The organism is Microbacterium pratiae (assembly GCF_047302165.1).
Classification (GTDB): Bacteria; Actinomycetota; Actinomycetes; order Actinomycetales; family Microbacteriaceae; genus Microbacterium.
Genome location: NZ_CP154843.1, coordinates 609,364 through 632,986, shown reverse-complemented (window position 1 = coordinate 632,986; position 23,623 = coordinate 609,364). Strand labels below are relative to the sequence as shown.

General features: G+C 67.2%; 21 protein-coding genes and 1 tRNA gene. 14 read left to right on the top strand and 8 right to left on the bottom strand.

From position 1 onward, the window contains the following. Positions 1 to 29 precede the first annotated feature (29 nt). From AA0Y20_RS02990 to AA0Y20_RS02980, 3 genes are read left to right on the top strand one after another with little or no spacing between them, the layout of a single operon-like run. A complete protein-coding gene (locus tag AA0Y20_RS02990) occupies positions 30 to 1,502 on the top strand; it encodes a DUF3375 domain-containing protein (RefSeq protein ID WP_412937328.1) in 1,473 nt (490 codons plus the stop codon). Then, a complete protein-coding gene (locus AA0Y20_RS02985; protein ID WP_412937326.1) occupies positions 1,495 to 2,250 on the top strand; it encodes a DUF4194 domain-containing protein in 756 nt (251 codons plus the stop codon). The genes AA0Y20_RS02990 and AA0Y20_RS02985 overlap by 8 nt, the downstream gene beginning before the upstream one ends. Then, entirely contained in the window at positions 2,247 to 5,606 is a 3,360-nt protein-coding gene (locus AA0Y20_RS02980; RefSeq protein ID WP_412937324.1) for an ATP-binding protein, read from the top strand. Before AA0Y20_RS02985 ends, AA0Y20_RS02980 begins: the two co-directional genes overlap by 4 nt. 496 nt (positions 5,607 to 6,102) lie before the next feature. On the opposite strand, the gene AA0Y20_RS02975 is transcribed toward AA0Y20_RS02980, so the two are convergent. Beyond that, positions 6,103 to 6,567: a hypothetical protein gene (locus AA0Y20_RS02975; RefSeq protein ID WP_412937322.1), complete on the bottom strand. Its 465-nt coding sequence runs from the start codon at positions 6,565 to 6,567 to the stop codon at positions 6,103 to 6,105. A gap of 73 nt (positions 6,568 to 6,640) precedes the next feature. Then, positions 6,641 to 7,423, bottom strand: a complete 783-nt coding sequence (locus AA0Y20_RS02970; RefSeq protein ID WP_412937320.1) for a hypothetical protein — start codon at positions 7,421 to 7,423, stop codon at positions 6,641 to 6,643. A gap of 240 nt (positions 7,424 to 7,663) precedes the next feature. Between AA0Y20_RS02970 and AA0Y20_RS02965 the strand changes: the two genes are divergently transcribed. The 3 genes from AA0Y20_RS02965 (at position 7,664) to AA0Y20_RS02955 (ending at position 11,220) form a co-directional block, all read left to right on the top strand. Continuing rightward, positions 7,664 to 8,464 (top strand): toll/interleukin-1 receptor domain-containing protein, encoded by an 801-nt coding sequence (locus AA0Y20_RS02965; protein ID WP_412937318.1) that lies wholly within the window; start codon positions 7,664 to 7,666, stop codon positions 8,462 to 8,464. A 778-nt stretch (positions 8,465 to 9,242) separates the two neighbouring features. Continuing rightward, positions 9,243 to 10,307, top strand: a complete 1,065-nt coding sequence (locus tag AA0Y20_RS02960) for a DUF262 domain-containing protein (protein WP_412937316.1) — start codon at positions 9,243 to 9,245, stop codon at positions 10,305 to 10,307. A 7-nt stretch (positions 10,308 to 10,314) separates the two neighbouring features. After that, positions 10,315 to 11,220 (top strand): hypothetical protein, encoded by a 906-nt coding sequence (locus tag AA0Y20_RS02955; protein ID WP_412937314.1) that lies wholly within the window; start codon positions 10,315 to 10,317, stop codon positions 11,218 to 11,220. On the opposite strand, the gene AA0Y20_RS02950 is transcribed toward AA0Y20_RS02955, so the two are convergent. Both AA0Y20_RS02950 and AA0Y20_RS02945 read right to left on the bottom strand, forming a co-directional pair. Continuing rightward, positions 11,120 to 11,689, bottom strand: a complete 570-nt coding sequence (locus tag AA0Y20_RS02950; RefSeq protein WP_412939692.1) for a recombinase family protein — start codon at positions 11,687 to 11,689, stop codon at positions 11,120 to 11,122. The genes AA0Y20_RS02955 and AA0Y20_RS02950 overlap by 101 nt on opposite strands. 153 nt (positions 11,690 to 11,842) lie before the next feature. Then, positions 11,843 to 11,926, bottom strand: a tRNA-Leu gene (locus AA0Y20_RS02945). Between the two features lie 141 nt (positions 11,927 to 12,067). On the opposite strand from AA0Y20_RS02945, the gene AA0Y20_RS02940 reads away from it, so the two are divergent. The 7 genes from AA0Y20_RS02940 to pknB are packed head-to-tail and all read left to right on the top strand — an operon-like array spanning position 12,068 to position 21,044. Continuing rightward, a complete protein-coding gene (locus AA0Y20_RS02940) occupies positions 12,068 to 12,808 on the top strand; it encodes an FhaA domain-containing protein (protein WP_412937313.1) in 741 nt (246 codons plus the stop codon). Next, positions 12,805 to 13,362, top strand: coding sequence for an FHA domain-containing protein (locus AA0Y20_RS02935; RefSeq protein WP_114598255.1), 558 nt, complete (start codon positions 12,805 to 12,807; stop codon positions 13,360 to 13,362). The genes AA0Y20_RS02940 and AA0Y20_RS02935 overlap by 4 nt, the downstream gene beginning before the upstream one ends. 9 nt (positions 13,363 to 13,371) lie before the next feature. Beyond that, positions 13,372 to 14,607: a PP2C family protein-serine/threonine phosphatase gene (locus AA0Y20_RS02930; protein WP_412937311.1), complete on the top strand. Its 1,236-nt coding sequence runs from the start codon at positions 13,372 to 13,374 to the stop codon at positions 14,605 to 14,607. A 56-nt stretch (positions 14,608 to 14,663) separates the two neighbouring features. After that, on the top strand, positions 14,664 to 15,989 hold the full coding sequence (locus tag AA0Y20_RS02925; protein WP_412939691.1) for an FtsW/RodA/SpoVE family cell cycle protein: 1,326 nt from the start codon (positions 14,664 to 14,666) through the stop codon (positions 15,987 to 15,989). After that, positions 15,986 to 17,446: a peptidoglycan D,D-transpeptidase FtsI family protein gene (locus AA0Y20_RS02920; RefSeq protein ID WP_412937310.1), complete on the top strand. Its 1,461-nt coding sequence runs from the start codon at positions 15,986 to 15,988 to the stop codon at positions 17,444 to 17,446. The genes AA0Y20_RS02925 and AA0Y20_RS02920 overlap by 4 nt, the downstream gene beginning before the upstream one ends. Next, positions 17,443 to 19,284 carry a protein kinase domain-containing protein gene (locus AA0Y20_RS02915; RefSeq protein WP_412937308.1) on the top strand — a complete coding sequence of 614 codons (1,842 nt, stop codon included), beginning with the start codon at positions 17,443 to 17,445 and terminating at the stop codon, positions 19,282 to 19,284. The genes AA0Y20_RS02920 and AA0Y20_RS02915 overlap by 4 nt, the downstream gene beginning before the upstream one ends. Positions 19,285 to 19,295: 11 nt before the next feature. Beyond that, entirely contained in the window at positions 19,296 to 21,044 is a 1,749-nt protein-coding gene (gene pknB, locus AA0Y20_RS02910) for a Stk1 family PASTA domain-containing Ser/Thr kinase (RefSeq protein ID WP_412937306.1), read from the top strand. A gap of 18 nt (positions 21,045 to 21,062) precedes the next feature. Here pknB and AA0Y20_RS02905 read toward each other — a convergent pair whose 3' ends face one another. From AA0Y20_RS02905 to AA0Y20_RS02890, 4 genes are all read right to left on the bottom strand, one after another. Beyond that, positions 21,063 to 21,704, bottom strand: coding sequence for an anthranilate synthase component II (locus AA0Y20_RS02905; RefSeq protein WP_412937305.1), 642 nt, complete (start codon positions 21,702 to 21,704; stop codon positions 21,063 to 21,065). Next, entirely contained in the window at positions 21,701 to 21,859 is a 159-nt protein-coding gene (locus AA0Y20_RS02900) for a hypothetical protein (protein ID WP_183045331.1), read from the bottom strand. The genes AA0Y20_RS02905 and AA0Y20_RS02900 overlap by 4 nt, the downstream gene beginning before the upstream one ends. Then, entirely contained in the window at positions 21,859 to 22,569 is a 711-nt protein-coding gene (locus AA0Y20_RS02895; RefSeq protein ID WP_413331948.1) for a class E sortase, read from the bottom strand. The genes AA0Y20_RS02900 and AA0Y20_RS02895 overlap by 1 nt, the downstream gene beginning before the upstream one ends. A gap of 132 nt (positions 22,570 to 22,701) precedes the next feature. After that, positions 22,702 to 23,106 carry a hypothetical protein gene (locus AA0Y20_RS02890; RefSeq protein ID WP_412937301.1) on the bottom strand — a complete coding sequence of 135 codons (405 nt, stop codon included), beginning with the start codon at positions 23,104 to 23,106 and terminating at the stop codon, positions 22,702 to 22,704. 223 nt (positions 23,107 to 23,329) lie between these two features. Between AA0Y20_RS02890 and AA0Y20_RS02885 the strand changes: the two genes are divergently transcribed. Next, positions 23,330 to 23,569, top strand: a complete 240-nt coding sequence (locus AA0Y20_RS02885; protein WP_023953414.1) for a cell division protein CrgA — start codon at positions 23,330 to 23,332, stop codon at positions 23,567 to 23,569. Positions 23,570 to 23,623: the final 54 nt, after the last annotated feature.

Below are 23,623 nucleotides of genomic sequence, written 5' to 3'. Positions count from 1 at the left end.
ATGTCGGCGCGCCGGATACTGTTGCATGGATGGGAAGTACTCGCGCCGAGGCCGCATATGTGCGTGCGCTGTCGGCGTTCCGTACCCCCACGCTCGATCTTCTCCACGGCCGTTACGCGCCCTTCGTGGTCGCGACGCTCTCGCTCGTCTTCTCCGTCGATCGCCCGGCCGTCGAGATCTCGGATGCGCATGCCGAGGTCGCCGAGATCCTCGACGAGCTGCGTGCGGCCGGATACGACGAGGACGATCGCGCACTCCCGGCGGGCACAGCCCGTGAGATCTGTCGCTACTGGGTGCGGGTGGGATGGCTCGTCCCCCAGATCGACGGCGATGTCGAGGTCTACCGGCTGACGGCCCACGCGGTGGGCGCGCTGGAGATCACCGGACGCACCACCGGCGGACGCACCCGCGTCTCGAACTCCCGTGTCCGCACCCTCCTGGAGGCCGTCGAGCGGCTCTCCGACCACGCTGAGACCGACCCTGAAGTGCGCCTCACGCGCCTCATCCGCGAACGCGATGCCCTCGACGCCGAGATCGCGCGCCTTCAGCTCGGGGAAGCCGAGCCGATCGACGATGAGCAGCTCCTCGAAGAGGCGGAGAACGTGCTGCATCTCGCGCGCGAGCTACCCGCCGACTTCACGCGCGTCGCGGAGTCGATCAAGGCCATGCAGCGCGACGTCATCGCCGACCTCCGGCGCGACGTGCGACCCACCGGCGAAGTGCTGCGCGAGTACCTGCAGCGCGGACAGTACGTCATGCAGTCGACGCCGGAAGGCCGGGCGTTCGCCGGCGCGCTCCGGCTGATCGGCGATCCCGAGCGCATCGACAGCCTCACAGACCAGCTGCACACCCTGCTCACGCAGCCCTTCGCGCGCCTCATGGACACGGAGCAGCGCGCCGAGCTCGACGCGATCTCGAGGCGCGTGGAGCTCGGCGTCGAAGAAGTTCTGACCGCCCAACGTCGCGCGTCGCGGGTCATCACGGGGCAGGTGCGCACGCACGACCCCATCCGCGATCGCCACGTCGATGACCTCCTGCGTGATGTCATGGCCGGCCTGCAGGCCTGGACGCACAGCACGTCGTCCGAGGCCACCGTCGACATGATCCGTAGCCTGCCCACGGCCGATATCCGCCACCTGCGGCAGTCGACCACCGACATCCGCCCGCCCCGTGCGCCGGCACCGCTGACGGAGTCCGACGAAGACGCCGAGATTCTGGATGCCGACACGCGGGCCTGGGGCGGTCCGCGCTATGCGGAGCTGGAAGCTCACGTCGCGGCGCTCGGCGAGGAGTTCGATCTGGGTGAGGCCTTCCTCGCCGCGGACGACGACGTGCGCCGTCCGGTCGACCTGGTGGGCCTTCTCGAGATCGCCCATCGCAACGGCATGCGGGAAGGCGATGACCTCTCGGTGGTCGAGGCGCGCCGCCCCGACGGGACGACCCGGCGCTTCGCCTTCGGATCCGTGACCGCCCGCACCTCGAAGGAGCCCGACGATGACTGACACCGCCACCCTCGGCACAGCCGAAGACGAGGCCCCGGGCGACGGTGCGTTCGTCGAGCCGGCCGCGATGGAGGACGACCTCGGCGAGCTCTTCCCCGGCGATCGCGGAGTTCTTGATCCCGCGGTGCGCCGCGTGCTCGTCCACCTGCTGCAGCGGCGGTTCGTGCTCGCTGACCGCAACCGCGAGGAGTGGACGGCCCTCCTCGACAATCAGCAGCTCGTCGAGTCACGCCTCAACGACCTGTTCGTCCGGCTCGTGATCGACCACGAGCGCGGCGTCGCCTATAAACAGCAGGTGCGCTCGGATGAGCTCGATGTTCCGATCCTGCTTCGGGATGCCGCTTACACGCGCTCCGAGACCCTCGTCCTCGTGCACTTGCGCACGGTCTACCAGCGGGAATCGGCGGCCGGTGAGCCGGCCGCCCGGGTCGACATCGAGGACGTCGAGCAGACCGTGATGAGCTATTTCGCGGATGCCGACGGCGACACCGCGAAGCGGCAGCGCCTCATCCGCAAGGCGATGGACCGGCTCGCTCGCGACGGCATCGTCGACGAGGAGACGACGGGACGCTTCCGCATCAGTCCGCTCGTCGAGATCGTCCTCAGCGCTGAGAAGCTGCGGGAGCTGCGTGATTGGCTGCGAGACCGGTCGGAGTCGAACGGCGCCGGTGAGGCCGCGGCCGACGAGGCCGATGAGCAAGACGAAGACGAAGAAGGCGACGACGAGCCTCAGGAGGAGGAGCTGTGACGATGCTCGAGACGCTGTTCGGGCTCATCCCGGCGGCATCCCGCGGCCAGCAATGGCTCGCCGAAGACCTTCAGCTCATCAACTGGGGCGGCTACGAGGGCGCCCATCGTGTGCGCTTCTCCCCCGGCGCCACGCTTCTGTGCGGCGGCTCGGGGTCGGGCAAATCGACGCTGATGGACGCGTACATCGCGCTCATGATGCCCCACACCACTCCCTTCAACGGCGCCTCGAACGGAGGCGTCACGGGGCGTCCGCGCGGCTCCGAGCAGCGCAACATCCTCTCCTATGGGCGCGGCAAGATCGACGAGTCGCGCACCGAGGACGGCACGAAGATGACGGTCCTCCGCGGTGACGGCGAAGACACCTGGACCGCCGTCTCGATGACGTGGATCGATCACGACGGGTCGCAGTTCACAGCGGTGCGAGCCTGGTACATCCCGGCCAGCGCGCGTGTGCTCGAAGACACCGTGCGCGTGCGGGCGACGACCGATCGGGCCTTCGACCTCCGTTCGCTCGAACCGGCCGCCGTGCAGCGCCTCTCCGACGCCGCCGTGCGCGAGGCCGGCCTGGACCCCGTCGGGACGGACCGCGAATTCTCCGCCCGCCTGCACGCCGTGCTGGGCATCGGAGCCGCGGGGGCCGGGGCCAAGGCGATGAGCCTGCTCGCGCGCATCCAGGCGGGCCAGCAGATCACGACCGTCGACGACCTCTACAAGCGTCTCGTGCTCGAAGAGCCCGAGACGATGGAGACCGCCGACGCCGTCGTCGCGCACTTCGATGGACTCGAGAGCACGCGCATGCGCATGTTGACGGCCCGGCAGCAGGTCACCGCGCTCACGCCCATCCCGCAGCTGCGCGCCAAGATGGCCGCCGCCGCCGAGCGGGTGAACCTGATCGACGAGGTCGGCTCCTTCTCGGATGCCGGGTCGCTCGCCACGCTCTGGCGCGCGGACAGGCGCCTCGGGATGCTGCGCGACGTCGAGACCGAGCTGCGCGAGCGCAAGAACGCGGCCGAGGTCACGCTGCGCGAGAAGCGTGCGCTCGCAGACGGCGCCGAGGCTGAACGCGACGGCCTGATCGACGTGCTCCGACTCTCGGGCGGTGACCGCCTGGCCACGGCGCAGCGCGAACTGCGCGAGGTGGAGCGGCGGCTCGCCGACGTGCGGCGTCACCGCGAGGTGTTCGACACCGCGGTCAAGAGTCTGGGCGTCGAGCTGTCGAACCGCGACGAGTTCACGGCGTTCATCTCCCGCGCCCGTGCAGAGCTCGCCGACTCCGATGCGAAGGCGCGTGCTCGGTCGGCCTTTGCTGAAGCCGCATCGACGGCGAAAGCCGCGCGGATCGAGTTCGCCGAACTCGAGGCGGAGGCTCAGCGCGTGGCCTCCCGCCACGGCAACATCCCGCCCGCTCTGCACGAGTCGCGCGAGCGGCTGGCGGAGGCCGCCGGACTCACGACCGCAGACCTTCCCTTCGTCGGCGAGCTCGTCGAGGTGCGCACCGAGTTCGAGCCGTGGCGCGAGGCGTTCAACCTCGCGCTCGGCGGCTTCGCGACCACGGTGCTGATCGACACCGCGCACCTGGGACGGTTCCGCGCGGCGATCGAATCGGTCCACACCCCCGTGCGGTTGCGCTTCGAGGGCGTGCACGCGGGCATGGAGCCGGTCGCCAACCTCGACCCGCAGACCCTCCCGGGGCGTCTCGACTACCAGAGCTCGCCGTTCACCGGTTGGCTGCAGGAGCGGCTCGAGACCCGTCACGGATACGTCTGCGTCGATTCCAGCGCCGAGCTGCCGAAGCATCGCATGGCGCTCACGATCACCGGACAGGTCGCGCAGGGCAACCGCGGCGCGCACGGTGGCCACGGTCGCGAGAACGTCCTCGGATTCTCGAACGAGCGACGCCGGCACGACGTGGCTCGGCTCGTCGAGGACGCTCGTCGCCGTCTCGATGACGCCCTGCGGGAGCGGAAGGTCGCCGAGACCGAGCTCGACACCGTTGACTCGCGCCTTGCCGTCTACGCCAAGATCACTGACCTGACCTGGGAAGAGGTTGACGTCGATGCGGTCACCGCAGAGCGGGATCGCTGGATCGGCGTTCAGAGCGACGTCACGGCCGCCAACCCGGAAATCGCCGATGTGCAGCGACGGATCTCCGATATCAAGGACCGGATCTCCCACCTGCGCGACGAGATCGCCCGCGTGTCGATCGAACGTGATCAGATCGAGGCGCAGTGGGCCGAGGTGATCGATGACGTCGATTCCGATCAGTCCGTGCTCGACGACGCCGAGCGGGCAGAGCGCGCTCTCACCGCCGCACAGTCCGCGTTCCTCGACGAGCGATTCCATCTCGATGGGCCGACCTCTGACGGCACTCCGTCCGAGGCGCTGAGCCGCTTCTCCGCAGCGCTCGCGACAGCCGCGCAGCGCCTCGCGGAAGACCGACGCGCGGCCGTCGACGCCCTCGACGAGAGCCGGGAGAGCCTGCGACGCATCATGGCGAGCTTCCTCGAGCGGTGGCCGAATCCGAATCTGCTGCCCGACCCCGACACGTCGATCGACGACTTCGAACGCGCTCTGAAAGCGCTCGAGACCAGCGGACTGCATGAGCTGGAGGCCGAGTGGCGCGACAGCCTGCTCAAGCTGTCGGGCAATGACCTCACGAACCTCGACTCGACGCTCAGCCGGTCGATCCGCGAGATCCGTGATCGCATCGACCCGATCAACCGCATCATGCAGGACCTCCCGTTCTACGACGACGACCATCGCCTGCAGATCACCACGCGCGAGAACCAGTCCGAGCCTCGCCGGCGCTTCCGACGCGAGCTGCGCGAGGTGCGCGGGCTCATCGAGAACGCCACGACGGATGACGAGCGCGAACACGCGTACCGCCGGATGTCGCGCCTCATCGGGCACATGCGCCGGTCGGCGCCCGACTTCGGCGACCTCATCGACGTACGCAACCACGTTCGCGTGAGCGCCGAGCGTGTGGATGCCGTGACGAAGAAGCACGTCGCGCTGTACGACCACATCGGCGAGAAGTCCGGCGGCGAGTCGCAGGAGCTCATCGCCTTCATCGTCGGCGCGGCCCTCCGCTACCAGCTCGGCGACGCCAGCGCCGAACGCCCCCGCTACGCCCCCGTCTTCATGGACGAAGCCCTCATCAAGGCCGACGCGCACTTCACCAAGCGTGCCATCGGAGCATGGCGCGGACTCGGCTTCCAGCTCGTGATCGGCGCCCCCAACGACAAGTACAGCGCCATCGAACCGCACGTCGACGTCGAGTACGACATCCTCAAGGACACGCGCGGCCGCTCATGGGCCAAGCCGAAGGTCGCCCTGGAGGCCCCGGCGCCCTGACGGCGCGCGATCCCGGCATCCGCCGAGGGCACGATCTCACTCATTTGTGCGAACACTCGGCACGCTTTGCTGACGTTTCGGATGGCGTTTCTCATTCGTTCGGCCCACTCGAGCGGCGTGAATGCGTCTCCACCGCCTGCGTAACGCGCCTTGCGGGGACGAACGTCTCTGCGGTGCATCGCGGTCCTGACCGGCAGGCGTTAGGTTTCGAGGTCAGGGCAGCGTCGGACGCACCGGTTTGAGGGCCACGCGGGTTGCGTCGAATGGCGGCGTCCATAGAGCGCAGCATCCGCGAGTCTGTGCATGCACAGGTCTCCGAGAAGATCGCGAAGGGTGAAGCCCTCGCCCGACGGATGAAGGCGCGAAAGACGCAGCAGCAGCACTCGAAGAAGCCGACCGCGAGGTCACAGCAGCGCGGCGCGAAGCGCTTGCGGCCGGCTGGACAAGCAGGGTGCGCTAGCCCCCGAACGCTTCGACGGAGAGGTCTAGACCAGCTTCATCTCCACAGCGCGAAGAGCGGACGGTACGCCGACGATCCATCCCGTCGCGGCATGAAGGTCCACCCGGTGCTGCGCCAGAACTCATCTGCTTGCTCTGAGAAGGCGTAGAGGGTGATTGCAGGGTGTAGCTGCTCGAGCGCACGCACCACCTGGGTGCCGATTCCCCTTCGCGGGTAGAGCAGATCTGTGCGCACCTCGAGGAAGTCGACAGCGATCGCATCAAAGGGAAACTCAACGCCAGCGCCGTCGAGGTCAGCGAAGCCAGCGCCTTCCCGTAGGAGGGCGCGAGCAACCTCGTCATCTCGCTCATCAACAAAGGAATACGGGAGAAGAGAAGCGGTTCGCCTGCGAACGAACGTGTCCAACCACCAGCTGTCGTCAAACCCTCGTGCGCCGTGATCGAACGGTGAGACGTGGTCCTGTTGCTGACGAAGGAGCCGAGGGGTGAGATCTGTCTCCATCTACATCTCTTTCTTGACCGCGAGCCCCGGGGTGACCCCAATCCTGGGAAGTTTATTCCATCAAACTACTCACCTAGGGCGGTGGGGGCGCGGAGGGCATGTAACCGGCACGGAGCTCGCGCATCCGGAGCAGCTCACCGAGCAGGTGAAGCGCTTGCAGGGGAAGCCAGAGCGATAGCTCGGTTCGCGGCATCAGCTCTTCGAGGTCGTGGCCGTTCGCGACCGTCAACCTTGTCCGCTTCAGCAGCCCCTGATAGGCCCACGGTCGGCCATGAGCAAACCCGGATGCCACAGACCATTCGAAGCGAACATCCATGTTAGTGAAGGGCTTTGCGCCGTCGATGGGTGTGGTGATTCTGTAGCCCCTTGCCACCTGTTCGCGCTCGAGGCCGAGGCTATCGGCGACGCTCAGCACGGTCTGGATGTTATCCCTCGCAGCGTCACCGACCAGGTGGCCAACGGTGCCATCCTCGTCCTGGTAGTTGCGAACGTGCCAGCGCAGCACACGCTCGAAGCGCTCGTCGCGTCGCGGAGGCCCCAGCATCCAGAGGGCAGTAGCAGTGTTCTCGATGGCAGCCCGCGCAAGAGTGAACCCGACTGCAAGATGTTCAGTACGCGCGACGACGACGAGTGTCTTGACGCCATGCAGCTGATCGACTGCAGCGTTAATAAGATGGCGCACGGCCTGCGACAACTCGAATGGGTGCAGTCGCTTGTCGTCTTCTGCAAGCGAACTGCCCGGAAGGACTCCAAAGTCATTCGGGTCGCGAATCCGCTCGGCGAGACGATCTACCGCGGCCGCATACTCGAGCCACTTCGCCCGGATCTCGTCATCATCGTGGCGGTGGGATGGCATGCCCTCATTGTGCCGCCAGAGGCTCCAGAACAGCGTTGCCCTGCAGGCACGCCCCTTCTCCTCGTGGTGCTTGCAGCAGAGTCGAAGAATCGTGGGTATACGCCGATCACCGCTAGCGCAGCTGCGGCCCTAGCAGCGAGAAGCGATGATGATCCGAAGCACCTCATCCGCTAGCTTGGGCAAGCCGCGCGCTGAACCGATACGCTGTCGCTCCACGAACTAAGACGGCAGGTGCGGTTTATGCAGGTGTTCATCAGCTGGTCGGGCGAACAAACCCGGGAGCTCGGCTACGCACTCAAACTGTTCCTTGACACAGCGTTCGCGGGCCACGTCAGCACGTTCCTATCCGACGCTGACATCGCTCCCGGAGAGCGGTTCCTCGCCGCTATCAACTCCGGCCTAGACGACGCTGAGTTGGGGATCTTGCTCGTCACGCACACGAATCAGCGCTCACCCTGGCTGCTATTCGAAGCCGGTGCGCTCGCCAGCAAGACTACTGCGGGGAGTGTCATCCCCATCCTGGTCGATGTCGACCGCGCCGAGCTCGACCCGCCGCTCAGCCAATTTCAGAATGTCATCGGTACCTCACGCGACTCCCTCGTGAAGCTCTGTGCACGCATCCTGAACGAGAGCACGACCGCCCCAGGTGAGACGGCACATCGGATCCTGTTTGAGCAGGCATGGCCTGCCCTCCACGACGCCGTTGAGCGTGCCAAGCAGTGGGAGCGGTCGAGTGCGACTCCTAGGCGAGACGTCAACGAGATGCTCGAGGAGATCCTTCTATCCGTCAATTCGCTTGTGCTGAGGAAGGCACCCGAATCGGCATTCGATCTCGGATGGCAGCCGCCGTCGAGCAGGGTCCGCAACAACACGTTCACGCTGCGGCCCGGCGACGAGATCGAGCACGAGCAATTTGGGCATGGCCGCGTATCTGAAGTGACTGGGGAAGGATCGAAGGCGGTTGCGCACGTGACCTTTGACCTCGCAGGGTTTAAGAAAATTCTCGTCAAGATCGCTCCCATCCGCGTGATCGAGCGATAGGACGCCACGCGGTGCCCGTGTTTCGTCTCACCCGAGGATATCGATCGCGTTCGCTGGTCCTCCCGCAAGGCCCTCAACCTCGACAACTGCGTCGGCGCGAGCACGAGAGACGCCGATCATCGACGGCATGTCAGATACGGATTCGCTACCACTTCCGCATTCGAGAGAGCACACCGGCTCCAACAGCGCAGGTCGACGTCAGGCGATCCGCTCCGCGACCCGCCACTTCGAGGCCCTCTGGCGCATGGCCCCGCCGAGGGTCGCGACTCACAGGATCAGAAGTGCGCCGAAACCCACCACGAACCAGACTTGAGTCGCTGCCCGTCTTACGATGAGGGCGCCCCCAGCCGGGAGATGGATTCCGGCCGAAGCGATGACGGCTTCGCGCCGACGTACTCCCCGACATCGCACTGTCCGCATGTGCTCGGGGGTGAGGTACTGCCACGAAGTCTCCCCCATTATCGAAGAATCGCGGACGACCGAACCGACACCCTCGCGCGGACCGGCGGGTGTGGGCGGGCTCCTACGAGCGCAACACCCGAGCTGATCGACGCCGTCTTGATGATCGATGCGCGGAGACGTGGGTCGACCTCGACACGAAACGCCGGGGCGCAGCGCCACACGGCGCACCAATCGCCAACACAACTACACAAACTGACGAGCGACGCTTCGGGTGAGCGGTGAGTAGGTGACGTCACCGGCGGTAGTCGTGACACAGCCCACGCTACCCGTCCAGTAAGCTCGCCCACACGCGATTCGACAACGAACGGAGACGCGCATGGCGAGTGCCAGCGAACTCGAGGTGGATTATCTAGCGGCTCAACGAGCGGCTGTGCTTGAGATCGCAGACCAGGGGCTGGTGTCACTGGCCCAACTTGTCCAGTCAGGCGCCATCGACGTCTCGCCAAAGTTTCAACGTCGGGATCGGTGGACGCCGGACAAGCAGTCGTCGGTCATTGAGTCCTTCCTCGTCAACATCCCGGTCCCCCCGGTCTACCTCGCAGAGGATGAGGGACGAATCGGACGCTACGCGGTTATCGACGGGAAGCAGAGGCTGACCGCAATTGAAGCGTTCTTCAGTGATCGGCTCGTCCTCCGAAACCTCACGCGCCTGCCGTCACTAAACGGGCTCCGCTACTCGACAATGCCTGAAGGTGTCCGCAACTCGCTCGGGATGAAGAATCTCCGCGTCACAACGTTACTACGACAGTCCGACGAGGGACTGAAGCACGAAGTGTTCCTCCGCCTCAATACAGGCGGCGAGATTCTGAATGCGCAGGAGATTCGCAATGTCGCATACCGCGGATCGCTGAATGATCTGATTTACTCTCTCGCCGAGAACCGATTCCTGAGGAATCAGTTCAAGGTCGTTCCCCCTTCCAGTCCGGCATATCGCAAGATGACCGATGCCGAGTTCGTTTTGCGCTTCTTCGCTCTCGCGGACCGCTGGCACAATTTCAGCGGCGACATCCGCATCACACTCGACTCCTACATGTCAGATAATCGCGAGCCCGGGGCGCATGAACTTCAGCAGTTCGAGCGTCGATTCGATAGTTGCATCACGGTCGCGGAGGCTGTTTGGGGAGTTGAGGCTTTTAAGTGGCCCGGACGCGACCAGGCATTGGCCGGCCTATTCGATGCGCAAATGATCGCTATCTCCGAAGTAGGCGCGAGCCGGCAGGACGAATTGATTGCCGCGGCGTCCAGGGTCCGCGCTAGCACTAATCAGCTCTTCAAGCAGCCGGAATTTGAGGAGGCGGTCCGGCAAGCGACGAACACTCCGACGCGACTGCGATTCCGTGTTGAGCAGCTGCGAGATGCAATCTCGCAGGTCGTCGGATGAATCCACGATGACGTCGAAGGCGCGGGAAGCCCTCACGCGCGGGATTGAAGGGCTGAGGGCCGCTTCATTATCGACTGAAGTGCGCGCGTCGGACCCGGCGGGTGAGATTTTGCGGCGCGGGATCGCAGTCAGCGCGTTCAACCTGCTCGAGACCTTCGTCGAGGGGCGCCTCGCTGAGATCACGGCGTTCGTCAATCAGGGAGCGCTTCATTTCGCGGACCTACCAGACCGGGTACAGAAGCAGGCGACACGCAATCTCCTGAACGTTGCGGCCTCTCGCGCCCGCCGCATGCAGGCCCCCGACGTTCGGCTCTTCGTCCAATCTATTGGCGAGAGCCTCTCCGCCGTCAGTGGCGCGGTGAACCTCTCCTCCCTGACCTGGATGTGGCCCGGGAGCAACATGGGTGCCGATGACTACGCAGGGATCCTGCGTGCATTTCACGTCGACAAGCCCTGGCCCTCGGTCGCTGCGCTGAGCAGTCGGATCGGGCTGGCTCCGGGAGATCCGCAACAAGATCTTGAGTCTTTCATCAGAGAGCGCCACCGCGCCGCTCACGATGCTTCTCACCAGGTCTCGAGCCTCTGGATTCCGTTAGCAATCGATATGGTCGTCAAGTTCGCCGTATCCGTAGATACCTATGCGTCGGTGGGCGCAGCAGCGTTGCGGCGCGGCGACGCGGCGTACATGGCAGATGCGAACTGGACCGCATCGGTGGTCGGACTCCGACGGGTGAATCAGCGCGCCACCGACTGGGCCGAGTTCAAGGAGACCGGGACCCGCGCCGTCCGCCGTCATTCGGATCGCCACGTCGTCACCATGCACGCCACGAACGATTGCTCTGATCGCGACCTGCTAATCGTCTCGGATACAGCGGGGCAGGTGATCGACTGGTCGGTGCCCGCTGTGGGCTAGCACCCGCTGCGCATGGTTCAGATGTGGACGTCAGCCTTGCTGTCGTGTCGGCCCCGCCGTTGCGCGCGGCCGCCCCAGAAACGTGGATTGGGGTGATCGTCTGCGCGGGCGCCCGTCTGACGGTCGCGGCTCCGACACCGACAATGCGGCCGATACTCTCCCAACTATGGTTCTCCGCGCGCAGCCTCTGCGCCGCAGCGACGCGCTCGGGTGTCATGACGTTTGGCTGACCACCGACGGGGCCATGCGCGCGGGCATACTCGAGGCCACGTTGCGTGTTTTCTCCGATTGCGCCCACGCGCAACTGCGCGAAGACCGCCACGATCCCAACCAGCGCGCGGCCCATCGGCGACGTCGTGTCGTCCATTGGCTCGGTGAGACTGACGATATTCACCTGGCGGGCGTCGAGATTCTGCAGCGTTTCAATCAAGACGCGCTCCCTACCTGTCAGACGGTCGAGCCGGCGCACCTTGAGCCGAAAGTCGTCTTGAAGACGCCGCCGGGCCCCACCGAAACCCGCATCGAGCAGGCCCACCGACGTCCGGGCCGATCGAGCATGCCAGACCCGCACGAACGCCGAAGGCCTCCGCCGGTTTCCCGGTCGGAGGCCTTCGTCTCACTGTGCGCGAGGGGGGACTTGAACCCCCACGCCCTTGCGGGCACTGGCACCTGAAGCCAGCGCGTCTACCTATTCCGCCACTCGCGCGAGACCGTGTTTCCACGAACTCAACTTCCCGAGGATATCACGCCACCGGCGGCCCCTGAGCCGCGATCCGAGGCCCAATGCATGCTCCGTTCAGCCTCGCTGACTACGATGAAGCAACCATCCGCCTGCCTGAGGAGCCCAGTGGGACTACTTGACAGCTTCGAGAAGGGTCTCGAGCGTGCCGTCAACGGCGCCTTCGCCAAGACCTTCCGCAGCGGCGTCCAGCCGGTGGAGATCGCCTCGGCCCTCCGCAGCGAACTCGACAAGAAGGCAGCGGTCGTCAGCCGCGACCGCATCCTTGTTCCGAACGCCTTCACGGTGCGCCTCTCCGACAACGACGCCGAGCGCATGAACGCCATCGGACCTGCCCTCCTCGACGAACTCCGCGGCCTGGTCGAGAAGCACGCGAAGGCTCAGGGCTACTCGTTCTCGGGTGCCGTCTCGGTCTCCTTGCAGGACGATCCGCAGCTCTCGACGGGCACGGTGCGCGTCGACTCCAACTCGGATGCGGGCACCCGCGTGTCGTGGCAGGCCGTGCTCGACATCGACGGGACGCGGCATCCGGTTGTTGCTGCGCGCACCGTCATCGGACGCGGTAGCGACGCCGACATCACCATCCCGGATGCCGGAACCAGCCGGAAGCACGTCGAGATCCTCTGGGACGGCGAGCGCGCCATGGTGCGCGACCTCGGTTCCACGAACGGCACCCAGCTCAACGGCGCGCGGGTCAGCGAGGCCGCCCTGCCATCAGACGGCGTCGTGCGGATCGGTCGCACCGACATCGTCTTCCGTGTCGTTCCGCAGGCTCAGGCTCCCGCGCGCCCCCGGATGTCGGCTGCCGACGCGACCCGCATGTACGACACCCGAGGTGAGGCCCGATGAGTCCGCTCACCCTCCTGCTGCTGCAGATCGGCTTCCTGGTCCTGCTGTGGTTCTTCGTCTTCGCCGTCGTGTACTCGCTGCGCGCCGACCTGTTCGGCGTGAAGGTGCGCAAGCTCCCCGAGCCGGCCGCCGCCGGTGCCGCGCCCGCGGCGAGCCCCTCAGTCACGCGGCCGCCCACGTCGTCTCCGGATGCCGCGACCGCAGCGGTCGGCGCCGTCGGCACGCCCGCGCCGGCAGGCAAGGGCGGCAAGGCGACGACCGACGCCGTGTCGCGCATCGTCATCACCAGCGGACCCAAGGCCGGTCTCGAGCTTCCGCTCGGCTCCGAGCCGCTGACCATCGGCCGCTCCAGCGAGTCGGGTCTCGTCATCCGCGACGACTACACGTCGAGCCACCACGCGCGTCTCGTGCTGTGGGGCAACCAGTGGATGATCCAGGATCTCGACTCGACCAACGGCACGTGGCATGACGGCGAGCGCGTCGCTTCTCCGGTTCCGGTCGTCGTGGGAGCGCCGATCAAGGTCGGCGCGACGACGTTCGAACTGCGGAAGTAGCCCGCACGCATGGTTTTCCAGGGCTCCAGCGCCGCCATCTCGCATACCGGGAAGGTGCGCTCGAACAACCAGGACTCGGGCTTCTGCGGCTCGAACCTGTTCGTCGTCGCCGACGGCATGGGCGGTCACGCCGGCGGTGACGTCGCGTCGAGCCTCGCGGTGCGGCGGCTCGAGAGCCTCGACCACGCGTTCTCGTCGACCACCGAGGCAGAAGCCGCACTCCGTGAGGCGCTGGCAGACACGGCAGCCGAACTGATCAGTACCGTCAAGGTGCGCCCCGAGCTCGCCGGCATGGGCACGACCGTCAGCGCGCTCGTCATGGTCGACGAATACGCCGTGATCGCGCACATCGGCGACTCGCGTCTGTACCTCTTCCGCGACGGGACGCTCACCCAGATCACCACGGACCACACGTTCGTGCAGCGTCTGGTCGACTCGGGTCGCATCACCCCGGAGGAGGCCCGGTATCACCCGCGCCGCTCGGTGCTGATGCGGGTGCTCGGCGACATGGACCCCGATCCCGAGATCGACACGTTCATCATGCCCACGCAGCCCGGTGACCGGTGGCTGCTGTGTTCCGACGGACTGTCGGGGGTCGTCGACGACGCGCACACCGCGAAGGCGCTCGGGCATGGCTGGGCCCCGGGTCGCACCGCCGACAGCCTCCTCAAGCAGGCCCTCGACGGCGGCGCTCCCGACAACGTCACGATCGTCATCGTCGACGTCGGCGGTCAGCACCCCCTCTTCAGCGGACCGCCGACCGTCGTCGGCTCGGCGTCGCACCCGCTCGGCATCGAGGTGCCCGCAGCGCGTCCGCAGCGCAGCAGCTGGCTGCATCCTGCTCGGCAGGCTGCGAACGAGCCCACGCACTTCGAGCCGGCCGCCGAGTTCCTCGAGGAGCTCATCGAGGAGGACCGCCGCCGCGCACGACGCCGCCGACTCGCCTGGTTCGCCGGTTTCATCGTCATCCTCGCGGCGATCGGCGTCGTGCTGTTCGGCGCCTACAGCTGGACGCAGACCCGCTACTTCGTGGGCGTCGACGAAGACACGGTCGTGATCTACCGCGGCATCCCGCCGAGCATCGGGCCGATCTCGCTCTCCTCCCCCGAGGAAGACACCGGGATCGCCCTCGACGACCTGGCGCCGTATCAGCTGCAGCTCGTGGAGCAGACCATCACGGCCGACTCCCTCGCGGATGCACGAGCCATCGTCGAGAACCTGCGCGTGGACGGAGGATCATCGTGACCGGCACCGCCGTCTCGGCCGACACCTCGGTCATCAAGGCGCTGCGCAAGCTGCGGATGCCGCAGACGCAGCGCAACCGCGAGCTCGGCTTGCTGCTCTTCGCGTTCACCATCAACGCCGCCGCGCTCGCGCTCGTTCAGCTCGGGAAGAACGGTGCGATCGACTCGTCGTTCCTGATCTACTGCGCCGTGCTCGATGCGCTCGCGTTGGCGATCCACGTGGTGCTGCGCCTGCGGGCGCGCGACGCCGATCCCTTCGTCGTCCCGATCGCGACGCTGCTGTCGGGCATCGGCATCGCCATGATCTACCGGATCGACCTCGAGGGCACATCCGAAGGCTGGGACATGCTGGCCGTGCGTCAGATCGTCTGGTGCGCGATCGCCCTCGTGGCCGCCCTCATCGTGGTCATCGCCCTGCGCAATTACCGGGTGCTGTTCCGGTACACCTACGTCTTCGGGTTCGCCGGCATCGCCCTGCTGCTCCTGCCGTTCATCCCCGGCCTGGGTGTCGAGGCCGGCGCCGACGTCTGGGTCTCGATCGGCGGCATCGTCTCGTTCCAGCCGGGAGAGCTGGCGAAGATCGCCCTGGCGATCTTCTTCGCCGGGTACCTGGTGCGCACTCGAGAATCACTCACGTCCGTCGGCACCCGTTTCCTCGGTGTGACCTGGCCGCGCGCTCGCGAGCTCGGCCCGGTGCTGGTCATCTGGGTGATCTCGCTCGGGATCATCGTGCTCCAGCGCGACCTCGGTACCGGAACCCTGATCTTCGGCATGTTCATCGCGATGCTGTACGTCGCGACCGGCAAGACCAGCTGGGTCATGATCGGCCTGAGCCTCGTGGTGGCCGGCGGTGCGATCGCCTCGCAGGTGCTCCCATACGTCAAGGGACGATTCCAGAACTGGCTGAACCCGTTCGATCCGGCGAACGTCGATGCCGCCGGCGGCAGCTTCCAGCTCGTCAACGGCCTCTACGGTCTCGCGAAGGGCGGGTTCATCGGCACGGGGCTCGGTCAGGGCCGCCCGTGGATGACGCCGCTCTCGCAGAGCGACTACATCTTCCCGAGCCTCGGCGAGGAGCTGGGCCTCATCGGCCTCTTCGCCCTGCTGTGCCTCTACATGGTGTTCACGAGCCGCGGCGTGCGCATCGGTCTCGCCGGTCAGGACGACTTCGGCAAGCTGCTCGCGACCGGCCTGTCGTTCACGATCGCCCTGCAGGTGTTCATCATGGTCGGCGGTGTGACGCGCGTCATCCCCCTCACGGGCCTGACCACGCCGTTCCTGGCTGCCGGCGGCTCGTCCCTCGTGGCCAACTGGATCATCGTGGCCCTCCTCCTCCGCATCTCGGATGCGGTTCGCTCTCGACCCCGGGTGGTGATCGGATGACCAAGGAACTGCGGCGCCTCAGCTTCGTGATGCTGGCGATGTTCCTCGCGCTGTTCATCTCGACCAGCTGGATCCAGGTGATCCAGGCCCAGGCGCTGAACGAGAACCCGGGCAACCGGCGAACGCTGTACGACTCGTTCGAGGTGCAGCGCGGGTCGATCATCGCGGGCGGCTCGGTCGTGGCGGCATCCGTGCCGAGCGGCGACATCTACTCGTGGCAGCGCCAGTACACGGATGCCGCCATGTGGGCGCCGATCACGGGCTGGATCAACCCCGTGCTCGGCTCACCTGCATCAGGGATCGAGCAGATCATGAACCAGTCGCTCTCGGGAACCGACGACACGCAGTTCCTCGCCCGCCTGGAGCAGATCATCTCGGGTGCACCCGCGCGCGGGTCGAACGTGCTGCTCACGATCGACCCCCAGATCCAGCAGGCCGCGTTCGACGCCCTGCAGGGGTACGAAGGCGCCGTCATCGCGAGCGACCCGTCCACCGGACGCATCCTCGCGATGGTGACGAGTCCGAGCTTCGACACCAACCTGCTGGCATCGCACGACTCCGCCGGTGTCAACGCCGCGTACGACGAGCTCGCAGCCGATCCGCTCAAACCGCTGTTCAACCGCGCCATCGGCGGTGACCTCAACCCGCCAGGGTCGACGTTCAAGCTCGTCGTGACCTCCGCCGCGCTGTCCTCGGGAAAGTACACGCCCGAGTCGACGTTCCCGAACCCCGCGACCTGGACGATCCCCGGTACGAGCAACACGCTCCATAACTTCGACCTCGGCACGTGCGGCCCCGGCGACACGGTCACCCTCGCGACCGCGCTCCGACTCAGCTGCAACATCCCGATGGCCGAGCTCGCCGTCGAGCTCGGAGACGACGCCATCCGCGAAGAGGCCGAGAAGTTCGGCTTCAACAGCGAGATGGAGATCCCGCTCCCGGCCGCCGCATCCGAGTACCCCCGCGGACTGAACGACGCCCGTACGGCGCTCTCCGGCTTCGGGCAGGGCGACGTCACCGCGACGCCGCTGCAGATCAACCAGGTCTCCGCGGGCATCGCGAACGGCGGAATGGTGATGAAGCCGCAGCTCCTCGACTCCGTCGTGGCACCCGATCTGACGGTGCAGGAGAAGTTCGAGCCGAGCGAGTTCGGCCGCGCCCTGAGCAAGGACGTCGCCGAGCAGATGCGGACCCTCATGGTGGCCAATGTGAGTGACGGTGCGGCGAGCGGTGCAAGAATAGACGGCGTCGATGTCGCCGGAAAAACGGGCACTGCGGAGCACGGTCCAGGCGATCCGTACACGTTGTGGTTCACCGGCTTCGCGCCGGCGGACAACCCCCAGGTGGCCGTCACAGTGATGGTCGAGAACGGGGGCGGCCAGGGGCAGGCCGGGACGAGCAGCGGGATCGCAGCCCCCATTGCGAAGAAGGTTATCGAGGCGGTGCTGAACAGATGAGACCCATGCAAGGCGTGAGCTTCGGCGGGCGTTACGAACTGGATTCGCGGATCGCGATCGGCGGTATGGGCGAGGTGTGGGAAGCCACCGACCACGTCATCGGCCGCACCGTCGCGATCAAGATCCTCAAAGACGAGTACATGGGCGACCCCGGGTTCCTCGAGCGCTTCCGCGCCGAGGCCCGCCACGCCGCACTCGTGAACCATGAAGGCATCGCGAGCGTCTTCGACTACGGCGAGGAGAACGGCAGCGCGTTCCTCGTGATGGAGCTCGTTCCCGGCGAGGCGCTGTCCACGATCCTCGAGCGCGAAGGCTCGCTGTCGTCGGACAAGACGCTCGACATCGTCGCCCAGACCGCCTCGGCTCTGCAGGCGGCGCACGCGGCTGGCCTCGTGCACCGCGACATCAAGCCCGGCAACCTGCTCATCACGCCCGACGGCCGTGTGAAGATCACCGACTTCGGCATCGCCCGTATCGCCGACCAGGTTCCGCTCACCGCGACCGGTCAGGTCATGGGCACGGTGCAGTACCTCTCCCCCGAGCAGGCCTCCGGGCACCCGGCATCCCCCGCGACCGACATCTACTCGCTCGGCATCGTCGCGTACGAATCCGTCGCGGGAAAGCGTCCGTTCACGGGTGAGTCGCAGGTCGCGATCGCCATGGCGCAGATCAACGAGCAGCCCCCGCCGCTCCCCGCGACCGTCTCCGACCCGGTGCAGAGGCTCATCCTCGCGATGATCGCCAAGAAGCCCGACGACCGTCCGGCCTCCGCATCGGCCGTCGCGCGCGCGGCATCCGCGCTGCGTCGCGGCGACCTGGCCGCCGCTCACGCCGCTGTTCCGGCGATCGCGGCCGGCGCGGGTACGAGCGATGTCACGCAGCTGCTTCCCGCCGAGGGAGGCGACACCGCGACGCTGCTGCTCCCGGCCGGAGCCGCCGCCGCAGGTGCCGGGCTGGCAGCAGCCGGCGCGGTGGGCGCTGCCCCCGACGCCGCAGCCGCGGACGAGAACCTCGCCGAGACCCCGAAGCGCAAGCGGAGCCGGTGGACCTGGCCGCTGGTCGCGCTCATCGCCCTGCTCGTCATCGTTCTCGGTGGCACGCTGTTCGCCCTGCTCTCCGGCGGCGGAGACCCCGAGCCCGATCCGTCGACTCCGACCAACGCGGCACCCTCCACTCCGGAGAACACCCCGTCCACGCCGCCGAGCCCGAGTACTCCGGCGTCGATCAACGTCGACGACCTCGGCCTCGTCGGCCGCTCGTGCGAAGACGCCCTCGCCGTCGCCGAACGGGCCGGCCTCGAGAACGTGACCTGCGCCCCCGGCAACGCCGCGCCCAGCGAGGACCAGGTCGGCCAGGTGTACGAGGTGGTGCCGCTCGGCAACGTGCAGCCCACCGATTCGGTGACCCTCACGTCGTACGCGGAGCAGAGCCCGCTCAACGCCCCCGCCGCTCCGACGATCCAGTCCAACGGCCAGACCGTCACCAGCGTGACCGCCGGCTCGACGGTTCAGGTCATGTGGTCGAGCTACTCGTGCCCCGCCGGCCTGACGCCGTCGGAGTACCGCTTCACGGTGTCGGGCGGAACCTTCGCCAACGGCCAGACCACGTCGAGCTTCAGCCTCAACCAGCGCCCCGCGCCCGTCACCGTCGGCGACTCCGGAGCCCTCTCGGTGACGTACACCGTCACCTGCGCCGGCGAGAACGGTGACCGCACGTCGCCCGCCTCCCCCGAGGCGGCCGCCACCATCCAGACCGCGCCCTCTCCGAACCCCAGCCAGAACGGGAACGGCGGCGGGAACGGCGGAGGAAGCGGGAACGGCAGCGGAAGCGACGACTGACCGGTTCGACCATGAGTCCCACATCCGAGTACGAGTCGAACGCAGGGAGTGACGTGTCGGCAGAGCAACGTGTGCTGTCAGGGCGCTACCGCATCGACGAGCCCATCGGGCGCGGCGGCATGGCGAGTGTCTACCGGGGCTACGACGTCACCCTCGGGCGAGACGTCGCGATCAAGGTGCTCAAGCGCGAGCTCGCCGACGACCCCGGCTTCCGGATGCGATTCCGCCTCGAAGCCCAGGCGGCGTCGCGGATGGCCCACCCCTCCATCGTGCGCGTCTTCGACGCCGGGGAGGACACCGAGACCGACCCCGATGGCAGCGAGCACTCCGTGCCGTACATCGTCATGGAGCTCGTGACCGGTCGCCTGCTGAAGGACATGGTCGACGCAGGCCCCATCGCCGAGGCGGACGCCGTGCGCTACGTCGACGGCATCCTCGAGGCGCTCGAGTATTCGCACCGTGCCGGGGTGGTGCACCGCGACATCAAGCCCGGGAACGTCATGATCACCGATGCCGGGACGGTCAAGGTGATGGACTTCGGTATCGCCCGCGCGGTCTCGGACTCCTCGTCGACGGTCGCCGAGACCACGGCGATCATCGGCACGGCCGCCTACTTCTCACCCGAGCAGGCCAAGGGAGAGCCGGTCGACGCGCGCGCCGACCTCTACTCGACCGGAGTCGTGCTCTACGAGCTGCTCACCGGGCGCGCCCCCTTCCGCGGCGAGACGCCGGTGGCGGTCGCGTATCAGCACGTCAGCGAGGCACCGCTCCCCCCGTCCGAGATCGTCGACGACGTGCCGCGAGCACTGGATGCCGTTGTGCTCCGTGCCCTCGCGAAGAGCCCGTTCCAGCGATACCAGGACGCGACCGAGTTCCGCGCCGCCCTCGACCAGGCCGTCGGCGGCAAGCAGCCGACGAAGCGTCAGATGGGTGCCCTGGCGAGCGAGCTGTACGGTCCGGATCCCCGCCACGCCGCCGAGACCGCGCGGTCGCTGCGCCAGCTCAGCACCGACAACACCATGCGGCGCACGCAGTCCGGTCCCCCGGTCAGCTGGATCTGGGCCGGCGTCGCCGTGCTCGCTGCGCTGCTGATCGCCGTGCTCATCTGGGTCCTCGCGTTCCGCGACACCACGACGACGGTACCCAGCACGTCGCGCGTCGTTCCCGAGGTCGCCGGCAACTCGTGGGATCTCGCCGAGAACCTGATCGAAGAGGCCGAGCTGAACCCCGTCCGCTCCGACCGCAGCGACGAGACGGTGCCCGCCGGAGACGTCATCGGCACCGAGCCGGCGGCGGGCATCACGCTCTCCCCCGGACAACGCGTCACGGTCTACGTCTCGACCGGCCAGGAGATGGCGACGGTGCCGCAGTTGCAGAATCTCTCCCGCGCGGAAGCGACCGAAGCGCTCCAGCGAGCCGGACTGCAACTGGGCACGGTGCGGTCACGCAACGATCCGACCCTGCCCGGCGGAACAGTCATCGAGGCGTCGGCTGCGGAGGGTTCGGCTCTCGCGATGGGATCGTCCGTGAACCTCGTCGTCGCGAGCGGCACGGTGACCCTGGTCGACCTGACCGGATACACCGTCGAGGCCGCCGAGCGCGAGCTGCAGCAGGAATCACGTCAGCTCGTCCCCGAGGTGGTCGAAGACCCCGGCTGCGCCGCGGCTGCCGGCGGACGCACCGTATCGTCGCAGTCGCTGGCACCCGGTGAGGTGCCGATCGGATCGACTGTCACCCTCCGGGTCTGCACCGGCAGCTGACACCCGCACGCCCGCGGCTCAGGTTGCGCCTGCATCCCGCCGATGCGGGTGCAACCGGGCACCGCGCTCGCGCGCTTCGTCCAGTCCGATCGACGCCAGCCAGTTGCCCAGCATCCGGTAGCCGCCCTCGGTCAGAACGGACTCGGGATGAAACTGCACCCCGACCACGGGCGCATCGCGATGGGAGATCGCCATCACGGTGCCGCCCGCCGCTCGAGCCGTGACGCGGAGCTCGGCAGGGAGAGTCGCCGCCGCCACGGCGAGCGAGTGGTAACGGCCCGCCGTGAAGGTCCGCGGCAGGCCGTCGAAGAGGAACGATCCGTCGTGCCGCACCTCGGACGTCATCCCGTGCATGAGCTCCGGCGCCTCCCCCACCGTCGCGCCGAAGGCGACCGCGATGGCCTGGTGTCCGAGACAGACCCCGAGCAGCGGAACAGCGGATGCCGCCGCCGCGCGCACGACGTCGATCGACGCGCCCGCCGCCTCGGGGGTACCCGGTCCGGGAGACACCAGGACCCCGTCGAAACCGTTCAGGGTGCGAGAAGGGTCGGAGACGGCATCCGATTCCACCATCTCGGTCTCGGCGCCGAGCTCGTGGAGGTAGCCGACCAGGGTGTGGATGAAGCTGTCGTGATTGTCGATCACGAGGACGGCGGTCACCCGACTGTCGACTCCTCGCCGGGGGCGAAGAACGGGGCGACGGCGGGGAACACCCAGAAGAACAGGGCATAGACGACCGCGGCCGCGAGGATGAGCAGGAAGACCACCCGGAGCCACCACGGCCCGGGGAGGACTCGCCACAGTGCGCCGTACATCAGGCGGGGACTCCCTCTGTCAGCGACGCCGGCGGACCCGCCGAGGTCGGGGTGAACTCGTCGAACACCGCATACGAGATGATGCGCTCGAGCATGTTGAGCTTGGGCGCGCAGCTCGTCAGGGTGAGGTACTTGCCGTTGGCGCTGACGTCGACCTGTTGCGGAACCGGGTTCAACACCTCGATCGCGGTGTCCTGCACGTACTCGACGTTCCGGAACCGGTAGGTGTACCAGCCGTCCTGCGTCTGGACGACGATCGCATCTCCGACCACGAGCCGGTCGACGGGGTCGAAAGGGGCACCGGAAGTCCATCGGTGTGCCGCGACGGCCATGTTGCCGTCCGCGCCCGGCATTGCCGATCCCTCGTAGTGACCGATGTGTCCCTTGTCGAGGATCGCCTTCTTCCCCGTGCCGTTCGCGATCGTGAACTGCCAGTCGGGGCCGAAACGCGGGATGTACATGACGCCGAACTCGGCGCCCTGCTCGGGCTCGGCGAGAACCGGGATGGCGGCGGGGTCGGGAGTCTCCGGGTCGCCTGCGGGAGTCTCGCTGGGCGTGGGCGACTCTTGCGCCTGCGCCTGCCACTGCTGCGAGAGCGCCTGCGCCTCGGCCTGCTTCTGCGAGCCGATGATCATGTCGCCGAACCACATCTGCCAGCTGACGAAGAGCAGCATCACGACGCCGGCCGTGAGGAGGAACTCACCGAACACGCTGACGACGCTCACACGACGTCGCGGGCGCGACGGTGAGCGACGTGAGCGTCTGGTCGACGTACGGGTGCTCTCCACAATCGCCGAGTTTATCCTTCGGCCCTGGGGGTGGTCGCAGAGAAGGCTTCGATTTCACCCGACCATCGACGGGCGGGTGAACCGGGCGAATCGTTGCCGTCGCGTCTCGGTTCGCTCCTGCGGTTCGGCGTGCTCGCTCGCCGTATCCCGGTTCGCGGTATCGGCATCGACGAGCCCGCGGACCGAACCCGGGGTCGGGAGATCGACCCAAAGCCGGATGCTGCCCGTTCTGACGCCTGCGCCGTTCACCACGGCCGCGCCGCCGATGTGGTCGAGCAGAGGATGCATCTCGGCCGCGACGGACTCGGGCAGATATCCGACGCCGCGACCGTTCGAGAAGACGGCGACGTTGCCGCGTCCGCGCGACGCGTCCGCCTCGGTGCGCAGAACGTAGGTACGCGGGCGACGGGTCTGGCGCTCCCGGTCGTTCACGAGGTAGTGGGTGCGCTCGAGTCTCACCGCGCGAGACGGTAGCTGTCGCAGATCAGGAAGATCGTCGTGCCGCCTCACTCGACCGGTGAATGCGTGTACGACCTGTTCCCACCATGCGGGCATGTCGGCCCCTCTCGATTCGGCATGCCATCACCGGAGCGGAGCACGCTCTCACTCTCCCACGGCGGCCTGTGGGAGACCTGACCGGCGGAGCCGGGGAGACTCGGGGTCCGACGGCTAGGATTCTCCCATGGCATCTTCGAGCGACCACGACGACCCGACCGTGGAACGACGCCCCGCAGATGACGCACCTAACCCGGTCTGGTTCAAGCCGATCATGCTGGGTCTGATGCTCATCGGACTCGTGTGGGTGCTCGTCTTCTACCTCAGCAACTCCACGCTGCCCGTTCCCGGCATCGGCGGCTGGAACCTGGTGATCGGCTTCGGCATCGCTTTCGTGGGCTTCCTCATGACGACGCGGTGGCGCTGAGCGGTTCTCCACATGGGTGAATCACACCGGTGTGATTCCATCCCCACCTGGGGA